Annotated in this window: 17 protein-coding genes; all 17 read left to right on the top strand. The window is 66.4% G+C overall.

Annotated features, from left to right (window positions below; genetic code table 11):
- Nucleotides 1-1773, top strand: a 1773-nt coding sequence (locus tag A9G05_RS12055; protein ID WP_218187193.1) for a GDSL-type esterase/lipase family protein, incomplete at its 5' end; no start/stop codon positions are given.
- Between the two features lie 113 nt (nucleotides 1774-1886).
- The gene (locus tag A9G05_RS12050; protein WP_069561204.1) at nucleotides 1887-3428 is read left to right on the top strand and encodes a hypothetical protein; all 1542 of its coding nucleotides are present in this window, start codon (nucleotides 1887-1889) and stop codon (nucleotides 3426-3428) included.
- A 1-nt stretch (nucleotide 3429) separates the two neighbouring features.
- The gene (locus tag A9G05_RS12045) at nucleotides 3430-5532 is read left to right on the top strand and encodes a genomic island protein (protein ID WP_069561203.1); all 2103 of its coding nucleotides are present in this window, start codon (nucleotides 3430-3432) and stop codon (nucleotides 5530-5532) included.
- Nucleotides 5529-5702 (top strand): hypothetical protein, encoded by a 174-nt coding sequence (locus tag A9G05_RS27640; protein WP_160158578.1) that lies wholly within the window; start codon nucleotides 5529-5531, stop codon nucleotides 5700-5702. Before A9G05_RS12045 ends, A9G05_RS27640 begins: the two co-directional genes overlap by 4 nt.
- An 18-nt stretch (nucleotides 5703-5720) precedes the next feature.
- Nucleotides 5721-6773, top strand: a complete 1053-nt coding sequence (locus A9G05_RS12040; protein WP_083272555.1) for a hypothetical protein — start codon at nucleotides 5721-5723, stop codon at nucleotides 6771-6773.
- A gap of 263 nt (nucleotides 6774-7036) precedes the next feature.
- Entirely contained in the window at nucleotides 7037-8140 is a 1104-nt protein-coding gene (locus A9G05_RS12035; protein WP_069561202.1) for a N4-gp56 family major capsid protein, read from the top strand.
- Nucleotides 8141-8151: 11 nt separating this feature from the next.
- The gene (locus tag A9G05_RS12030) at nucleotides 8152-8550 is read left to right on the top strand and encodes a hypothetical protein (RefSeq protein WP_240921087.1); all 399 of its coding nucleotides are present in this window, start codon (nucleotides 8152-8154) and stop codon (nucleotides 8548-8550) included.
- Nucleotides 8551-8609: 59 nt separating this feature from the next.
- Entirely contained in the window at nucleotides 8610-9017 is a 408-nt protein-coding gene (locus A9G05_RS12025) for a hypothetical protein (RefSeq protein ID WP_069561201.1), read from the top strand.
- 8 nt (nucleotides 9018-9025) lie between these two features.
- A complete protein-coding gene (locus tag A9G05_RS12020) occupies nucleotides 9026-9661 on the top strand; it encodes a hypothetical protein (RefSeq protein ID WP_139131139.1) in 636 nt (211 codons plus the stop codon).
- Between the two features lie 2 nt (nucleotides 9662-9663).
- Entirely contained in the window at nucleotides 9664-10860 is a 1197-nt protein-coding gene (locus A9G05_RS12015) for a hypothetical protein (RefSeq protein ID WP_069561199.1), read from the top strand.
- Nucleotides 10857-11375, top strand: coding sequence for a hypothetical protein (locus A9G05_RS12010; protein ID WP_069561198.1), 519 nt, complete (start codon nucleotides 10857-10859; stop codon nucleotides 11373-11375). The genes A9G05_RS12015 and A9G05_RS12010 overlap by 4 nt, the downstream gene beginning before the upstream one ends.
- Nucleotides 11376-11382: 7 nt before the next feature.
- On the top strand, nucleotides 11383-11766 hold the full coding sequence (locus A9G05_RS12005) for a hypothetical protein (protein WP_069561197.1): 384 nt from the start codon (nucleotides 11383-11385) through the stop codon (nucleotides 11764-11766).
- Nucleotide 11767: 1 nt separating this feature from the next.
- Nucleotides 11768-12211, top strand: coding sequence for a hypothetical protein (locus tag A9G05_RS12000; protein WP_083272554.1), 444 nt, complete (start codon nucleotides 11768-11770; stop codon nucleotides 12209-12211).
- A gap of 9 nt (nucleotides 12212-12220) precedes the next feature.
- A complete protein-coding gene (locus tag A9G05_RS11995; RefSeq protein ID WP_069561196.1) occupies nucleotides 12221-14239 on the top strand; it encodes a hypothetical protein in 2019 nt (672 codons plus the stop codon).
- Entirely contained in the window at nucleotides 14239-16260 is a 2022-nt protein-coding gene (locus A9G05_RS11990) for a hypothetical protein (RefSeq protein WP_069561195.1), read from the top strand. The genes A9G05_RS11995 and A9G05_RS11990 overlap by 1 nt, the downstream gene beginning before the upstream one ends.
- Before the next feature lie 4 nt (nucleotides 16261-16264).
- Nucleotides 16265-17206, top strand: a complete 942-nt coding sequence (locus A9G05_RS11985; RefSeq protein ID WP_069561194.1) for a hypothetical protein — start codon at nucleotides 16265-16267, stop codon at nucleotides 17204-17206.
- A gap of 3 nt (nucleotides 17207-17209) precedes the next feature.
- Complete coding sequence (locus A9G05_RS11980) at nucleotides 17210-18229, top strand: hypothetical protein (RefSeq protein WP_139131138.1); 1020 nt, start codon at nucleotides 17210-17212, stop codon at nucleotides 18227-18229.
- Nucleotides 18230-18276: the final 47 nt, after the last annotated feature.

Raw genomic sequence — 18276 nt, 5'->3', positions numbered from 1 at the left:
GCTAGTTACGCCGAGCGGCCCATCGTCATGCCCGCCGGTACCAGCGATTTCATCCTCGACATCCAGGTGCGCATGAGCGTCGGGATCAACAGCGGTGCGGCGATCTGGCTGGCCAACGAGGGGTTGAGCAACCTCTACGGGTTGTTCCTCAACTACGACCGCAGCGCCACGGTGGCCCGCCAGGGCGCGCTCTCTATCACCGCATCCCAGGCCGGCCAGCCGTCGCAGTTCTTCAACGTGCTCGATGACCTCGACACCCTGAGCCCGGTGCGCCTGCTGCTGCACATGGACACCGCCAACAGCCGGCTGGACTGCTACGTGCCGGATGCCGTCGGCAACTGGATACTGCGGGGTCGGCTGAGCGGGGTGACCCGCAATGCCGTCAACACCCTGCGAGTCACGCCCATCGGCGCCGCCCCGGCCGGGACATGGGTCGACATCCAGCACGTCTACGTCACGCGCCCGACCGTGGTGCTGATGGGTGACAGCATCTCCGCATCGAGCTGGCAGCAGTACTGCCGTCTGTACCCGGAGCGGCTGAACAACCTGGTGATCAGCCGTGGCGTAGGTGGCGAGAACAGCGGGCAGACCCTGGCGCGGGTGTCCGAGGTGATTGCCACCGGTTGCCGCGTCGTCATCCTGCATGCCAGCAGCAACGACTACGGCGTCGTGGACACCGCCACCCGGACGGCCAACATCCAGAGCACCATCAGCGCCCTGCACGCGGCCGGCATACGGGTGATCCTGCTGAACGCCCTCTACGGCACCGCCACCCATGCCGCCCAGCCCGGTCGCGCTCAGTTCCTGCGCACCTGGTGGGAAACCTATTCCGCCAGCGTGGGGGCTGACGCCCGGGTGGACATCAACCAGCCGCTGATTGATGGCGGCTACTGTGCCGAATGGTTGTCGCCGGATGCCCTGCACCTGACGGAGCTGGGCTATCGCGTGCTGGCCCGCTATGTCGCGTCCCATCAGCGCGAGCGCGAGAACAACGCCCTGGCCGACTCGGTCCAGGCCGCGCGGGATGGCCTCGGGCTGGCGAAATCGACGTTCCTGGCGTACCCGTTCGGCGAGGGCAATGGCGTCGCGTTCAACGACCCGAACGTCGGCGAGGTGATTTCGCTGCCGTACCTCAACCCGGCAGCCCTGGGCGTGCTGACGGTGCTGTGCCACCCCCAGGCCGCCCTCACGGTGTCGGGCGCCGGCGCCGGGCTGGAAACCTACGGCAGCCCCATGTCGCAGCGCCTGACCTCGGGATCGACGGCAACGGGCTGGGCGCTGTTGGAGCTGGTCAGCCTGGCGGATAACCAGATCTGGCCCGCGAACACCTCTGACGGCTGGCTGGCATTCGCCCGGGTTGGCGTGCAGAACCTGTCCAACTCGACGAACCGCTACACCGCCACCGTCACCCTGTTCACCGCCGGCTACGGCGGGGTCTATTGCAGCTACACGGACTCGGTCAACTCGGGGCGCTGGCAGCTCTCCTACAAGGACTCCGCCGGCACTACCGTCACCGTGGACACGGGCGTTGCGCCGTCGGCTGGGGGCGTCGTCATGCTGCGGGCGTCATGCCTGCGCGAGGCATCCGGGCTGTATCGCCTGCAGGTGTCCCTGGGTGGAGTGACCGTGCTCAACACCACCGATTGCCACTACAACACCGTGCGCTCCACAGGCATCGCGGTGGGCAACTCGTTCCGCATCACCAAATCCATCGGCACCACCGCGTGCCAGATGTACGTCAGAAGCTCCGGCCTGCGTGTACGCAGGTCATGATCGAGGACCCACCATGCAACTGACCGAGCAGCAACTGCTGCAGATCCTCTTCTGACCTATAGACAGGCTCTCTCCAGTGACATCCGGTAACCCCATCGCACCTGGGGTACCGGATGACAACAGCCGACAACATGCTGGCGCGCCTGCTAGAGGATGACGAGCTCTACTGCGCCAAGAACCTGAAGATCCGCACGAAGGCCGGGACCATCGTCCCGTTCGTGTGGAACGCTGCCCAGCGGATGCTGCACAGCCGTGTCGAAGAGCAGCTGCAGCACTCCGGCTGGGTGCGCGCCCTGGTGCTGAAGGGGCGGCAGCAGGGCGTCAGCACATACACCGGCGCCCGCTTCTTCAAGCGGACCAGCATGCGCTTCGGCAAGCGCACCATGATCCTGACGCACCTCGACTCGGCGACGAAGAACCTCTTCCGCATGGTGAAGACCTTCTTCGAGCTGAGCGACGACACGCTGCGGCCGATGACGAAGAACAACTCGGGCACCGAGCTGAACTTCGCCAAGCTGCGCAGCGGTTATGCCGTGGCCACTGCTGGCTCGCGTAACGCGGGTCGTTCGGACACCGTCCAGTACCTGCACGGCTCCGAGGTGGCGTTCTGGCCCAACGCGCAGGACATCATGGCCGGCCTGGGCCAGACCGTGCCGCTGCTGCCCGGCAGCGAGATGATCCTGGAATCGACGGCCGACGGCCTGGGCAACCTGTTCCACAAGATGTGGGTGCAGGCCACGGCGGGGAAGGGCGACTTCATCGCGATCTTCATCCCGTGGTTCGTGCAGGAGGAGTACCGCCGGGAGGTGCCGGCCGACTTCGAGATGGATGCCGATGACGAAGAGTACATGGAGACCTTCGGCCTCGACCTGGAGCAGATGGCCTGGCGCCGGGCGAAGATCGATTCGGAGTTCGCCGGCGACCTCGACCGCTTCAACCAGGAGTATCCCGCCACGCCGGACCTGGCATTCACCAAGGTCGGCCACAAGGCACTGATCCAGACGCTGCGCGTGCAGAAGGCGCGCAAGGTCAACCCGAAGCACCTGCAGGCGATCGGCGCCCACGTCGTCGGTGTCGACCCCGCGCGCTTCGGCGACGACGACACGGCCATCATCCACCGGCAGGGGCGCAAGGCCTGGGGCCTGGAGAAGGTCAACGGACTCGACACCATGGCCGTGGTCGGCAAGATCGTCCGCCTCCTCGAGGACGATCGCACCATCCGCATGGTGTTCATCGACATCGGCGGGCTCGGTGCCGGCATCTACGACCGCCTGGTGGAGCTGGGCTACAGCGACCGCGTCACGGCCGTGAACTTCGGTGACAAGGCCATCGACGAGCGCAAGTACTTCAACAAGCGCTCCGAAATGTGGGGCCTGCTGGCCGAGTGGCTGCACGACCTCATTACCCCGTCGATCCCGGACGACGACAGCCTGCACAGCGACCTGACAGCGCCCAGCTACCGCTACAGCTCCAACGGCCAGATCAAGCTGGACCCGAAGGAAAAGATCAAGGAGGACACCGGGAAGTCCCCCGACGCTGGCGATGCACTCGCCCTCACTTTCGCCTTGCCAATCGCAGCCAGTGACATAGAGGTACCCGCGTGGAAGCGGAAGTACCTGGCTTCCCGAGGCCGCAAAACTGCCATGAGTGGATGAGATGACGACCGCTACCGAGCCCCAATCGACCGACCGCAACCAGGCGGCGCGCCAGAACTGGCAGCGTTACGAGTACGGCCGCAACCGTGGCCACCGCGACTACTGCCGGCAGGCGAAGATCAACGAGGGCATGTACCTGGGGGGCGGCCTTCAGTGGGACCAGGCCGACGTGGAGAAGCTGCGCGAGAGCGGGCGGCCGGCGTTCGAGTTCAACCAGATCCTCGGCAAGATCAACACTGCGATCGGCTACCAGATCCACAACCGCATGGACATTGCGTTCCGCCCGCGCGGTGGTGATGCCGACCAGGCCCGCGCCACCACCCTGTCGAAGCTGATCATGCAGGTGGCCGACAACAACAAGCTGCACTGGACCGAGACCCAGGTGTTCGCCGACGGGCTGATCCAGCAGCGCGGCTACTACGACATCCGCGTCACCTACAAGGACAGCCTGCTGGGCGAGATCCAGATCACCGACCTCGACCCGCTGGACGTGGTGCCGGATCCTGACGCGAAATCCTATGACCCCGATGGCTGGTCCGACGTGACCATCGCCAAGTGGCTGACCTACGACGAGATCGAGGAGAACTACGGGACCGAGGCGCGCAGCGAGGTCGAACTGGAGAGGCCCGACGACAGCGACTATGGCGAGGATGCCGATGACGAACAGCGCAACAAGTTCGGCAACGACGACACCGGCTTCGCTGATCGCATGGGGACCACCCAGCTTTCCGATGGCAGCCGGCGGGTGCGCGTCATCGAGCGCCAGTTCTGGAAGATGGTCAAGCGCAAGGTGGCCATCACGCTCACCGGCGACATCCGCCCGATAGACGACCTGAGCGAGGAGCAGATTGCGGCCCTGAAGGGCGTCGTGATCGCCGATCGCCGGATGCGTCGCGTGCGCTGGGTGGTCAGCACCCAGTGCACCACGCTCCATGACGACTGGTCGCCCTACAACCACTTCACCGTGGTGCCGTACTTCCCCTTCTTCCGCCGCGGCAAGACGCGCGGCCTGGTCGACAACGCGATCGGCCCGCAGCAAATGCTCAACAAGTCGCTGAGCCAATTCCTGCACATCATCAACACCACGGCGAACAGCGGCTGGATCAGCTGGGCGGACACCATCGCCAACATGCGCGAGGAGGACATCGAGACCAGGGGCGCAGAAACCGGCCTCAACATGGTCCTCAAGAAGGGAACGCCGACCGACCAGATCCCCCGCAAGATCCAGCCCAACCAGGTTCCAACTGGCGTGGACCGAATGATCGACCGGGCCTCTGGCCTGGTGGACGAGACCACCGGCATCAACGACGCCATGGCAGGCGGGCAGGGGCGCGAAGTCAGCGGCATCGCCATCCAGACCAAGCAGTTTGCTGCCCAGCAGGGCCTGGCCGTGCCGCTGGACAACCTCGGCCGCACCCGCGCGCTGCTTGCCAGCCGGGCGCTGGAGCTGATCCAGGGCTTCTACGACGAGCCGCGCATCGTCCGCATCACCGAGACCGATTCCAACGGCAAGGAGCAGACCCAGCCCCTGTACCTCAACTACCCGGCCAACGACGGCACCGTGCTCAACGACCTGACCCTGGGCGAGTACGACGTGGTCATCACCGAGGTGCCGCTGCAGGTCACCTTCGAGAACAGCCAGTTCCTGCAGCTGATCGAGATGCTCGAAGCGGGAATCCGCATCCCGCCGCAGTTCGTGGTTCGTCACAGCAACCTGGCCGACAAGACCGAGATCCTCGAAGCGATGGAGCAGCAGGGCCAGCCGCCGGTCGACCCGCTCACCGAGGCCAAGGTCAAGCTCACCGAGGCCCAGACCCAGAAGACGGTCAACGAGGCCGTCAACAAGTCCGTCGAGTCGCAGTACAGCGCGATCCAGACCGCCGGGACCATCTCCGTCAACCCGGCCACCTCCGCCCTGGCCGATGCGCTGCTGCGCTCGGCCGGCTACGTCGACCAGGACATGGCGCCGATCGTCCCCAGTTACAACGGCCCCGGCATCGCCGGGGGGCTGCCCACCAACACCAACCCGCTGACTCCGGCCAACCCTGGCGTAGGGCTGAAGGCCGGCATCGAAACCCCGCGCATTGAAGGAGCCGCAGCATGAGTAAAGGCAGCGCGCCGCAGGTCGCCGAGAGCGACAAGTGGCGTATCGAGGACGACCTCCGAACCCTGCTCAGGGCCGAGGAAATCAAGAAGGACAGCAAGCGCATGGCGGCCGTGCGGCGCATGGCCGGCGAAAAACTCACCGAGCTGAAGCAGCTCAGCACACGTTAACCACCCAAGGGGGCACCCATGAAACCGATCAGCATCAAGCACGCCAGCGACGACCTGGCCCTGGCCATCCTCGCGGGCCGTGTCGTCTCCGAGTACGACGAGCCGGACCCCGAGCTGCTGGGCTCCAGCATTGAGGAAGAGGAGGAAGAAGAGGAGGGCGCCGAGGACCGCGGCGACGAGGTCGACCCTGACCTGCCTCCCGAAGAGGACGAAGGCCTGGAGCTGGAAGAGGACGACCAGGGCGACAACGAACAGGACGCAGACCCGGACGGAGACGGCCAGGACGACGAGCTCGACGAGGACGCCCTCGCCAAGATCGCCGGCACCGGCAGGTCCGCCACCGTGCCCCATGCCCGCTTCAACGAGGTGAACGAGAGCCTCAAGGAAGAGCGCAAGCGTCGCCTGGAGCTGGAGGAGGAACTGGCCCGTACCAGGGGGGCCGTACCGGCCAAGAGGGAGGAGGACCCGAAGCCCACGGCCTTCGACTACGACGAAGCGGAGGACCGCTACAACCAGGCGATCCTCGAGGGCGATGCCGATGCGGCCAAGGCGATCCGTCGCGAGATCCGTGCGGCCGAGCGCAAGGAGATTGAAGAGGCCGCGCAGCAGCGTGCTGACGCTCTGTACCAGCAGCGCGCCCAGGAGGCTGCGCAACGACAGCAGCAGGCCGCGCTGCCCGGGGTGCTGAAGGAGTCCTACGAGAAGTTTCCTTTCCTCGACTACGAGGGGAGCGCGCCCAACATGGAGGCGATCGAGGACGTGATCGCGCTGCGGAACCACTACATGGCCAATGGTGAACCCATTGCCCGAGCGCTTGCCCGGGCCGTGGCCAAGGTCGGGCCGCGCTACGCAGAGCCTGTGAGCGACGACAAGACGCCGAAGAAAGGGGTGACGCTGACGACCGAGCAGATTGACCGCAACCTCAAGCGTGAGCGCGCAACTCCGCCGCTGACCCCTGGAGTGGGCGAGCGCGGTGCGTCTGTGGATGTGGCCAACATGTCGGAAGAGGACTTCGCCAAGCTCTCCGCCGAGGACAAAAAACGTGAACGCGGGGACTACATCAGCCGTTGACGACGGCTCGCCAGTTACATAACCAGTGCATCGAGGGCCATCGGACGGCCCCGTGGAGGTGAGGGGCGCCCCGGGCTGGTAGAGCCGGGGCGATTCTCAACAGCGCAGCCGCCTCCTGCTGCTCGCTCGCCGAGACACGGCGTTCTCGCCCGCAGAGCGTTACCTGCATCCGAGTTCCCGGGCACTCCCCCAACAGCCCGTCTTCGCCAGGGTGGCGACACAACCCAGACCCGACGACAGCAATTCGACGATAGGAGACGGCCATGTCCGTAACCAACTTTGCGCGGCTGAACGCCAAGCAGAAGATCGTCTGGTCGCGCGATGTGTGGGAAGCCGCCCGCGACCAGATGTTCATCAAGAAATTCCTGGGTACTGGCGATGGCGCCATGATCCAGCGCATCACCGAGCTGACCCAGACCGAGAAGGGTGAGCGGGTGATCATGCAACTCGTGGCCGACCTGGTCGACGATGGTGTGATCGGCGACGACCAGCGTGAAGGCAACGAAGAAGAGATCCAGAACTTCGAAGTCGAGCTGAGCATCGACCTCATCTCCCACCAGGTGCGCAACAAGGGCAAGCTCGCCGACCAGAAGACGGTCATCAACTTCCGCGAGCAGGCCAAGAGCCGCCTGGCCTACTGGCTCTCGAACCGTATTGACCAGCTGGCTTTCCTGACCCTGTCGGGCATCTCGTATGCTTTCAACACCGACGGCAGCCCGCGGCAGAAATCGCCGTTCCCTCAGTTGAGCTTCGCTGCCGACGTGACTGCCCCCTCGTCCAAGCGCCACCTGATGTGGAACGGCTCCAATCTCGTGCCCAGCAGCACGGCAGCCATCACCAGCGCCTTCACCGCCAGCTACAAGATGATCGTGGACGCCGTTGCCTACGCGAAGGACCACTACATCAAGCCGCTGATGGCCGGCGGCAAGGAGTACTACGTGCTCCTGGTGAAGCCCGGCACCCTGGCGCAGCTGAAGAAGGACGCGGACTACCTGCGCGCAGTCGTGGCGATTGCCACCAAGGAAGGTGCCAATAGCCCCTTCTTCACCGGCGGCACCGTGACCGTGGACGGCGCGATCCTTCACGAGCACCGCATGGTGTACAGCACCACCGGCGCCGCAGCCGGCAGCAAGTGGGGCGCCGACGGCAACGTCAACGGCACCCGCACCCTGCTGTGCGGCGCGCAGGCGCTGGGCATGGCTGACCTGAGCGTGCCGGAGTGGGTCGAGAAGAAGTTCGACTACGACTCCAAGGTCGGCATCTCCGTGGACAAGATGTTCGGGCTGCTGAAACCGAAGTTCTACTCGATCTACGACAAGTCGGTCGAGGACTTCGGCGTGCTCGCCATCGACCACTACCTGGGCTGAGGGCAGAGACTATGAGCATTTCCCGCAACTACAACCGTCAGTGCGTGGCCTTCGCCCTCCAGTCGATCGCTCTCGCGAACTTCGCCGACGGCGCTGTGCAACAAGCGGTTCAGCTGCCGGCCGGCGCCATCGTCACCCGCGCCTTCCTGGTCGTGGACGAGGCGTTCAACGCCGCGACCACTGCGACCGCGAAGGTGGGCGATGCGGCCGACGACGACCGCTACTCCGCCTCCCCGGTGGACCTGAAGACCACGGGCAAGAAGGACCTGGATATCACCGGCTACGAGATGCCGGCCCAGGGCTACCTGACCGTGACCTACGCCAGCACCGGCGCTGCGGCAACCACCGGCAAGGCCCGCCTGTTCGTCGAGTACATCGACACCGGCAAGGCCGAGTGGACCCAGGGCTGACCTGGCAGGGGGCCGGGCAGCCGGCCCCTGTTTCCTTCACCCAACACAGGGGCATCACCATGAGTCAAGACAACGTCCGCTTCCTGCCGCCTCGTGGCCAGGACCTGCTACAGATCAGCCGTACCGATGGCCACTCCATCGTGATCCACGCCGTGGACCCGAGCGATGACAAGGAAGGCACCCTCGTCCCGCTGCGCTTTCGCAAGGACGCACTGGCTGCCGGCTGCAATGTCGTCGGCCTGGACCTCGGCGAGGAAGAAGGTCCGCCCGAGGGGCAGAAGACCGAAGTCGTGGTCAAGGCCATCCAGGCCATCCTTGAGCGCAAGGACGACTCGGAGCTGAACGGCGATGGCCGACCGAGCCTGAACGCGCTGAAGAAAGAGGCCGGCTTCGGCGTGACCCGCGATGAGTTCGAGGCCGCCTGGGTGGTCTTCGAGGAAAGCCTCGACGACGACGCGGACGCCTGATCGTGGCCATGAACACCGTCAGCGACCTGATCAAGGCCTTCCGGGAAGACGAGAAGGACGCCGTTGCTCCGTTCCTGTGGAGTGACGACAAGCTCGTGCGGGCCGTGAACGGGGCGCTGGCGGCGTTCTGCGAGCAGACCAGGATCGTCTACGACGAGATCGAGGCCGACTTCGCCGCGGGCGAGCGTGACCTGCCGCTGTCCGAATCGATCCTCGATATCGTCGAGGCCTCCATCGTCAACCCGCGTGAGCGCGACCTTGAGGTCGTGGCGCCCGGGGTGATCCCGCGCTCCAGCCTGCCGCGCGCCGGGTATCCCCGGTACCTGATCGCGGACGTGGTGAAGGGGCAGATGCGCATCGTGCCGACGCCGGCCGAGGCTGGCAGCCTGGTGCTGTCCGTCGTGCGCAAGCCGCTGCGCGAGGTGAACAAGGGCTCCAACATCCCCGACGTGCCGAGCGACTACCGCCCGCACCTGCTGCACTACATGCGCTTCATCGCCTACATGGACAAGGACGGGGAGCTCTACGACCCGGACAAGGCGATGGCGTCCCGCGCCCTCTTCGACAACGAGTGCCAGAGCGTCTACGAGGCCGGCCTGCGGCGTCGTTCGGCGGCATCTGGGCCCATTCGGTTCAGGTGGTAGCCATGCCTGAGCTGGTTCGCGTCGACGACTGGTCCGAGGGCATGAACAACCTGGCCCAGGTGGACCGCATCCCGCCGAAGCAGGTGCGCGACCTGCTCAACCTCGACCCGGTGGGCGGGGGCGGCCTGCAGCAGCGGGCCGGACAGCGGAAGGTGGCCGACCTCGCAGGTGCCCATGGCGCGGTTCCGTATCGGGATGGGCTGCTGGTGGCTGCCGGTGGCAACCTGCTGCAGTACTCCGCCACCACCAACGAACTTCGGACCATCGGTGCCGCTCCGGCTACCGGTGGTCTCTGCGGCGCAGAGCTGAACGGTGACGCTTTCCTGTGCTCCGCCATCGACATGATCCGTGTGCGCGGGGACCAGGTTGGCCCTTGGGGACTGCCCGAGATCATGCCGCGCGTGGTGTTGAGCAGCGGCAACCTGCCGGCCGGCATCTACCGGGTGGCGGTCACGGCCCTCGATCGCTTCGGCGCTGAATCCGGGGCGGCGCCCCTATTGGTCACGCTGGAGGCGCCTGGCTCCATCGACCTGCTGTGGACTGCACCGGCGGGGGCCACCAGCTGCCGCCTCTACGCCAGCGTCGCCAATGGCGAGACGCTCTACCTGCAGTCGAGCAGCCACACCGATGGCTTCAGCCTGACCAGCGTCACTGACTCCAGCGCCAGGCTGACCACCACCAACCTCGTGCAGCCGCCGGTGGCCACGCATGTCACCGCCTACAAGGGGCGCCTGGTGCTGGTGGTGGGTTCTGCCCTCTGGATCACCGAGCCGTTCGCGCCTCACCTGGTGAATCCCGCCTTCGGCTTCGTCCAGTACGGCGCGGCCATCGACATGGTGGCCGTCAACGACGCCGGCATCTTCATCGCTGCTGGACAGCGCACCTACCTGCTCATGGCGCCCGGTACCGAAGACGCCTCGCAGCGCGACATCTTCGGCTTCGGTGCCGTGCGCGGGAGCGGGGTCACGTTGCCGGGTGGCCAGGCCGCCTGGATGACGCATTACGGCATGGCCATCGCCCAGGTCGACGGCACCGTCAGCCTGCCCCAACAACAGCGCTACGCGCCCAGCCTGGCGGCCTATGCCACGTCCGGCGTCGTGGACAACAACGGCCTGCAGATGCTGGTCACCACCATGAAGGGGCCCGTGGCCCCCAACACCCTCGGCGTCGAGGACTCCTTCGACATGGAGATTGAATGATGCACGTTCGAAACGAAGACGCCGTGACATTCGGCTTTGTCTACCACTTCGAGCTGATGGAGGAGGGCCGCCTGGTAAGCGAGTGGTATGAGCACAACCTGGTGCCGCTCGCTGGCCTGAACTACATGGCCCAGGCCATGTTCGGCGATACCTCGCCGATCGGCACCTTCTACGTCGGCCTCTTCGAGAACAACTACCTCCCGGCCTCCGGCGCGCTGGCTTCGGACCTGCCTGGCGTCATCGGCGAGTTCGTGGGGTACAGCGAGGCCGCCCGCCCACTGTGGAACCGGGTCAACACCAACGGCCTGATCACCAACGCAGCCAGCCGTGCGGTGTTCACCTCCAACCAGAACAAGCGCCTGTACGGCGGCTTCCTGGTGTCCAGCGCGGAGAAGGGCGGCAACACCGGGATGTTGCTGTCGGTGGCGCGATTCAACTCCCCCAAGGACGTGGAGGCCGGCCAGGTGCTGCGCGTCCGCGCGGAACTGTCCCTGATTCCCACGAACGTGGTGTGAGGCCCTCATGTCGACCCCGACCTATACCAGCGAGCAGATCATCGACCTGCTGTTCACCAACTCCACCAAGTACGTGTCGGCGCACACCGGCGACCCCGGCGCGACCGGCGCCAACGAAGTGGCGGCAGGTGTCGATGCGAACTACGCGCGCAAGGCGACCTCCCTGGTCAAGAGCCTGTCCGGGACCATCTACCGCGCCCGCAACAGCGCCGACGTGGTGTTCAACGCGGCGGCGGCCGGTGCGAGCTACTCGGTGACGCACCTCGGCATCTGGGATGCCGCGTCTGGAGGCAACTTCCTGGCGGCCTTGCCGCTGCCGGCGGCGCTGCCGGTGGTGGCCGGCGCCATCAACGCCTTCGCCCTCAACGACATCGTCATCCGCGGAGACTGACATGAGCCTGAAATTCAGCACCGGCCTGCGCCGGGCCATGCTTGCTGTAGCGCCACTGCGCACCGCGCTCAACGGCTGTGAGCTGCGGATCTATTCCGGGCCCGAGCCTGCCAGCGTCGACGCTGCCATCGCCGCGTCCAACCAGTTACTGCTGACGATCAAGACCGACGCCGATGCAGGCCTGACCTGGGAGGCGGATGCGCCGGGTGGCGTCATCACCAAGAACCTGGCCGAAGACTGGCGGGGCACCGTCGCTGCGGCCGGCGCCGCGACCTTCTTCCGCTTTGTGCTGCCGGCGGATACCGATGCCGCCTCTACCTCCGCTGTGCGCATCCAGGGCAGCGTCGCCATTGCCGGCGCGGATCTGAACTTCAGCAGCACGGCCTTGGTGGTGGGCGCCGTTCAGCGCCTTGAGGCCTACGCGATCGCGCTTCCCGAGTTCTAAGGAGCGGCCATGGCCAACCGGCTGAGTAAAGTCCCGGCGGTGCGCAACATCCCCGGGACGCCGGGGGTGCCGGCGATCTCTGCGTATTGCGTAGACGTCCCGGTCTTCTCCGACTTTGGCGCCTATGCGAACAACCTGCAGCTGATGGCCAGCCTGACCCAGATGCTCACCCAGCAGAAGCTGGGGAACACCTACTACGGTGAGGTTGGCATTGATGCGTCAGGACGTCCGCTCTACGGCCCGAAGGTGGTCGGCGTGCCGCCGGAGATCCGCGACATGTTCGTCGGGGCCGGCGGCGCGGGTGGGCCGCTGGTGTGGTACTACGAGAAGCGCTGCTACCCAGCCACGCCTGCTGTTCCTGCGGTGCCGCCCAAGGTGGTGTACGACGCGCTGCCCGGCTGGAACAGTGGTGGCCAGTCCATCGGCGGCCTGCTTGGCGACGGCTACGCCCAGTTCATCATCGGTCCCAACTCCATTGGCGCGGTGGTGGGGTTGAACAGCCGTTCCGACACCGTGAGCCCGGCCGATTGCAGCCATGCGTTCTACGGCCATCAGGGTGCCCTGGACATCTTCGAAGACGGCGTGGTGGTGCAGTCGGTGGCCACGCCACTGTCGGCCCGCCCGGTCCTGCGCGTGGCCAGGTCCAAGGGGATCGTGCAGTACCTGGTGGATGGGGTGGTGGTCCGCACCAGTCCAACCCGGAGCACCGGTTTCGCGCGGCTCGACGTCTCCCTCTACGCGGCCGGCGACTTCGTTGAAGACCCGTTGCTGGCCAACTACAGCTTCGGCACGGCATCCGGGCGGGTTGGCATCACGGCCAGCTTCGACCGGCGCCCCCGGGCGGAAGGGCGTGTGGGCGTCAGCGGCTACGCACTCGGCCGCGTTGGCGATCGGCGGTACAGCTCGGCGTCCGGTCGTGTCGGTATCCAGAGCAGCGCGGTCGGCCACACGCTGAACCACTCCAGCGCCGCCGTCGACATCGGCATCGAGGGCCAGGCGACGCCCGCCGCCAATGGCGGTGTCGGGACATTCCGTGGCGGCTACCTGGGCATCGGCGGCGACCGCGCTTACGCGCAGGGCGTCGGCGTCTACCGGGGCGGCTACCAGGGCGATGGGCGCGCCGGGTTCCCCGAGATCTCCTTCTCCTACGGCGTGGGGTACGGACCGAAGCCGCTCGGTACCGGTCGAGTCATCAGCGGCGGCGTCGGTCGCGGGTCCGGTGTGGCAGCCGCCGCCCAGGGCGTAGGCGGGGAACATGGCTACGCCCTGGGCGTGGGCGTCTACCGAGGCGGCTATATCGGCATCGGCTACGCGCCCTGGCTAGACAGCAGCTCGGCCCAGTTCGTCGAGCCGGTCCTGGTGCGAGACACGTTCTCGCTCGGCGCCGACCTGCAGGCCAGCTTCATCTCGACCGTGACCGTCGGCGACGGCGTGCTGCTGGAGGTGGAGATCACCGAGGGCCTGGAGTGGTTCGAGACCATCTTCGCCGGCAGCCTGATGGCAGAGCAGGGCGATGTCGACCTGGCCTTCGCTGACCAAGTGCTGGTGAGCACCCAGTCCAACATCCCGCAGCTGGAGGGCATCCAGTACGCCTCCAACATCCTCACCGGCGCCATCACGCGCTACAGCAACTTCGACTTCCTGGCGATCGGGCGCACGCCCTACGGCTCGTTCGGTGTGCGGGAGGACGGGATCTACCGGATCGCGCCGGGCGATGACGACGGCGACACCGTCGACATGCAGGTGGACTTCGGTGCCACCGACTACGGGACCAACCAGCTCAAGCGAGTGGATGCCGTGTACTTCGGGCTCTGCACGGACGGCCAGGTGCTGGCCGTGCTGCGCGCTGACGACGGCGCCGAGCATACCTACAAGGTCGTCTCCCGCGAGCCTACCCTGCGCGCCACCACGGCCAAGGGGGTCACCGGGCGATCCTGGCGCCTGAAGCTGAAGATCTACGCGGCCAGCCAGGCGGAACTGGCCACCGTCGAAACATCGGTCGCAGCGTCCAGCCGGAGGCTCTCCTGATGGCCATCGTCAACGCCAAGTCGCTGTGCGTGTCGGGGACCTACCTGCTGGACCGTGCGAAGCGCCTGGCCTTGCGCCTGGTCCGGTTCAACCGGCAGTCGAACTCCGAGATCATCGACGGCTACCTGATCCGCGCCACGCGCAATGGGGCCTCCGCCACGGCAGTGATCATCGACCCGCCGGGGCAACTGCTGGTCTTCGATGCGCGGCTGGACGACCGAGGGAATGCCTACCCGACCGGCCCCCGCGACCAGTTCGACAGCCGCATCGGATTGGCATCCGCCCCGCTGGGCTACGAGGACGTGGAGCCGAAGACTGTGGTCCCCAAGTTCGTCGCCCTGGGTTTCGACCCAACACAGCAGGGGCCGCTCGCGCCCTGGCAGCAGGCCTTCCTGTGGAGGTCCTACAGCACCGTGCACCGCGACGTCATCCGGGCGCACGCCCTGCGGGTCTACCCGGCGCCGGGCAGCAGCTATCCCTACGACTCCGCCGACCAGGTGCCTGCTGGGTCTCTGGTGTACAGCGGTGTCCAGGCCTACCCCAGATCCGAGGCACTTCCCGGCTACTGGCTGGCAGAGTCGATCATCGAGCAGTACGCCCCCGGCTACCAACTGCTCGCCAGGACCAACCTGGGCTACATGTCCTTCGAGTACCAGGGGATGCAGGGTGCATCGGCATCCACCGGGCCGTGGACCCTGCTGGTCCTGCCCGTGGTGACGAACGTTGACCCGGACGCCGCGCACAGCTGGGGCAACAGCGCGCTGCTGTTCCTGCTGCTGAACTACCAGGGCGCGGCCGCCGGAGAGCTGCCAGCGACTGTCGCTTGGAGCAAGCTCTGGTCACCGGATGAGCACAGCGTGGACTTCTTCCACAATGGCCCCTGGCTGGCCAGGCCCCGGCGCTCCATCAGCTCGCCCTTCGAGGCGCCGCAGAATGCCTGGTCTGCATTCTGGGATGCCTGGGAGGCGGGCGGGCGCGTTGTGCCGGCCGGCGGCAGCCGACCCAACTGGACCGATGCCCTCGGCGTTGCCTGGTTCAATGGGCGCTTCGTGGTGAACGCCAGGCTCTGCGCGCTCAACGCGACCCTCTCCGACCCAGGCGCAGGCTGGGATTTCGAGTACGTCGACGCCGGGGGCGCTGCCACCGTGCGTTTCGAGGTTGGCCTCGACGGTGACTTCCTGGTGGCCGAGCTGACGCACGAAGTGTGGGACAGCGCCGATCCAACCAGCCCGGGCAGGCGCAGGCCCTACGACGTCTGGGTGGCTGGGCATCTGGATGAAGCCCGGGTCCATGCGGTCAACCCGGTGGCCACCATTCCCCTCCCGGGGGCGCTGGTCGAGGTGACCTGGCGGATGGAGGGCAACCGTGCCGGCATCTTCAGCCTGGGTGAGGGCCCCTTCATGCCCGCCGACCTGGCGTCCGGAAGACTGGAGTTCTCGGTCACCCTGCTGGACGCCGCTGGCCAGGAACTCCCGGCGGTGGTGTACCAGGTCCGTTTCGAGGAGCTGGGCGCTGGCATTCAAGGGCCGACGATCCCGGTCTTTTCCTCCGGTACCAGTCCCGTGCTGATGCCGCCGACGGGCAGCTACAAGCTGTGGCCCTTGGCTCCGATGTTCGTGCCGATCAGCAAGTACGAGGTTGCCTTCGTCTGCTATGAGGCCTGGCAGGACTTCGGTACCGGCGTAGCCAGCCCTGTGCACCTGGCAGTGTTCGATCTGCGCACCGGGCGCGCCGGCCTGCGCTCGGCAATCGGGTTCAGCCATCAGCCAGCAGTGCAACACCAGTTCCCGGTGCACATCAGCTGCATGCAGCGGACCGTGTTCGATGCCGCCGGCAACACCGTCCTCGAGGCCGTGCTCTTCGCCACCGTCGAGACGGAAAACGCTGTGCGCATCAGCAGGGACAGCGGCAGGACCTGGAGCGACTACCTCACCTTCCCCCGGCCGCGCGCCGGAGCCTACTACCTCGGTAGCCCCCTGCTGGCCTCGACCAGGGGCGGCGCCGCCATTCTGGAGGACTGACCCCATGGCTTCCGTAGAAGATGCCGTCACCCGCCTGCAGGGTACCGTCGAGAGCACCTTGCGGTCGGCGCGGGAAACCGCGTCCCGCATCACCGGCTCCGTGGTACCTGACCTGCTGGCACATGCGTTCGACTTTCAGGTCGACAAGCCGAACCTGGCGCCGCCGCCGACCATGAGCGACCTGTTCCCGGGCGTCGATCAGACGAACTCCGAGCTGATCCGGCTCGATGCCGAAACCGAGAAGTGGCTGGGCAAGTACTTCCCGGAGCTGACCGCCTGCCTGCGCGACAAGCCGGAGCAGTGGCTGTGCAAGATCATCAGCGGCAGCGACCCGTTCGGCGACAGCGGCGCGGTGATCGACGCCCTGTGGCATGAGGCCCGCGATCGTGCCTACCGTGCGGCCAGCACCGAGACGCAAGGGGTCCTGGCGGCGTTCTCCGAGCGCGGCTTCACGCTACCGCCGGGGGTCGCCGTTCGTCTGGTGAGCGAAGCGGAGCAGCGCGCCGGCCAGGCGATCGCCGACGTCAACCGTACCGAGACGGCACGAATGGCCGAGCTGAAGCTGGACCTGCTGAAGTTCGCCGAGGAGCAGGCCATCAAGCTCAAGTTGGGCGTCATGGACACGCTCCGCGCCTTCTACGTCTCCTGGCTGTCGATTCCTGACAAGGACATCGAGCGCGCCCGCATCCGCGCCCAGGCGCAGGCTGCCCTCTACCAGGCCCTGAGCAGCTACTACAACGTCGAATTGGGTTTCGAGCAGCTGCGCCTGCGCGCGGCCGAGACCGGCATCGACGCGGCCATGGGCATCGACCGCAACAAGATCGCCGCCTTTTCCAGCAACCGCCCGGCTGAGGCCCTGGCACAGGCTGTGCGCGGATTCACCGATGTGGCCAGCTCCGCATCCAACGCGGGTTCGGCGCTGGTCGCCGAGATCACCACGGGGTAAGCCATGATCTATCCCATGTTCGCGATGTACGGCATCGGGGTGGATGCCCCGGGCCACCTCGTGCTGACCCGCTCGCCTGGTTCGCCGGACGTGCAGCGGCGCTATCCGGCGGTGCTCGCGCCCAGGATGCTCAGCATGATCGGACGGCAGGACCTTTTCGTGACCGGTGACCCACAGACGGCTGACCCGATCGGGACCTACCTGGCGGATATCGACACCAACCCGCCCGACCAGGGCGATATCCTGCAGTTCGGTGTCACCTGGACCAATGGCCCATGCCTGGTGATGCCCCTCGAGGATGGCCGGTTCGTCATCGCCTCCAGTGTCTACGTGTATGTTTCCGAGCCGGACGCCGAGGAGGGCGGCCCGAGCATCCAGCTCGCAGGGCTGGCAGTGAACGGCAACCACTACCCCGTCGCGATCTCCAGGGCCGGCACCACCATCCGCATCCTCTACGTGACGCGCGGAAACACCAACCAGCACGCCTACGTGCTGAGCTTCGACCTGGCGGCTCCGCCGTTCGGCACCGTGATCGACCTGCAGCAGGGGCCGCAGTACGCCGGCAGCGTCACCTGGCCCTATGTCGAGCAGGATCACTACAACTGGTACACCGGGCTGATCCCGCATGTGATGGGCGCATTCGACTACTGCGTCTTCCGCAATGCCGACCGCAGCAACGACGGCACCGCCAACCTGTTCGTGGGCGTTGCCATCGGCGCGCCATTCGCCGACGGCGGCCAGATGATGATGTCCGGCTACCAGGTCACCAAGGGGCAGATCGGCGAGGCGAGCTTCGACACCTTCACTTCGGGCGGTACCCTGACCGGTACCACGCTCACCAGCCAGACCTACACCTCGGCCCCCGTGTGCACCACCACGGACATGATCAATGCGTCGGGGGTGGCCGCGAATCCGGATGACTACTTCTTCGACTCGACGATGAGCACGCTGCTGCTTTCCTTCGAGACCCCGCCGGTACCGGTTTTCTGGACGAACATGAGGCGCGCCGTCGAAGTCGTGTAGGGCTTGCCCATTCCGTCCGGTGACATAGCGTCGGGTGCATCCACCCC

Origin of the sequence: Pseudomonas sp. ENNP23 (genome assembly GCF_001728945.1) — a bacterium.
GTDB classification, from domain to species: domain Bacteria; phylum Pseudomonadota; class Gammaproteobacteria; order Pseudomonadales; family Pseudomonadaceae; genus Metapseudomonas; species Metapseudomonas otitidis.
Note: the sequence above shows the minus strand (reverse complement) of the source record. Positions and strands in the feature narration are given on the sequence as shown.

Coding starts and splice junctions, on each gene's coding strand:
- A9G05_RS12050 (WP_069561204.1), top strand. CDS start 1,887: ATGACAACAGCCGACAACATGCTGGCGCGCCTGCTAGAGGATGACGAG.
- A9G05_RS12045 (WP_069561203.1), top strand. CDS start 3,430: ATGACGACCGCTACCGAGCCCCAATCGACCGACCGCAACCAGGCGGCG.
- A9G05_RS27640 (WP_160158578.1), top strand. CDS start 5,529: ATGAGTAAAGGCAGCGCGCCGCAGGTCGCCGAGAGCGACAAGTGGCGT.
- A9G05_RS12040 (WP_083272555.1), top strand. CDS start 5,721: ATGAAACCGATCAGCATCAAGCACGCCAGCGACGACCTGGCCCTGGCC.
- A9G05_RS12035 (WP_069561202.1), top strand. CDS start 7,037: ATGTCCGTAACCAACTTTGCGCGGCTGAACGCCAAGCAGAAGATCGTC.
- A9G05_RS12030 (WP_240921087.1), top strand. CDS start 8,152: ATGAGCATTTCCCGCAACTACAACCGTCAGTGCGTGGCCTTCGCCCTC.
- A9G05_RS12025 (WP_069561201.1), top strand. CDS start 8,610: ATGAGTCAAGACAACGTCCGCTTCCTGCCGCCTCGTGGCCAGGACCTG.
- A9G05_RS12020 (WP_139131139.1), top strand. CDS start 9,026: ATGAACACCGTCAGCGACCTGATCAAGGCCTTCCGGGAAGACGAGAAG.
- A9G05_RS12015 (WP_069561199.1), top strand. CDS start 9,664: ATGCCTGAGCTGGTTCGCGTCGACGACTGGTCCGAGGGCATGAACAAC.
- A9G05_RS12010 (WP_069561198.1), top strand. CDS start 10,857: ATGATGCACGTTCGAAACGAAGACGCCGTGACATTCGGCTTTGTCTAC.
- A9G05_RS12005 (WP_069561197.1), top strand. CDS start 11,383: ATGTCGACCCCGACCTATACCAGCGAGCAGATCATCGACCTGCTGTTC.
- A9G05_RS12000 (WP_083272554.1), top strand. CDS start 11,768: ATGAGCCTGAAATTCAGCACCGGCCTGCGCCGGGCCATGCTTGCTGTA.
- A9G05_RS11995 (WP_069561196.1), top strand. CDS start 12,221: ATGGCCAACCGGCTGAGTAAAGTCCCGGCGGTGCGCAACATCCCCGGG.
- A9G05_RS11990 (WP_069561195.1), top strand. CDS start 14,239: ATGGCCATCGTCAACGCCAAGTCGCTGTGCGTGTCGGGGACCTACCTG.
- A9G05_RS11985 (WP_069561194.1), top strand. CDS start 16,265: ATGGCTTCCGTAGAAGATGCCGTCACCCGCCTGCAGGGTACCGTCGAG.
- A9G05_RS11980 (WP_139131138.1), top strand. CDS start 17,210: ATGATCTATCCCATGTTCGCGATGTACGGCATCGGGGTGGATGCCCCG.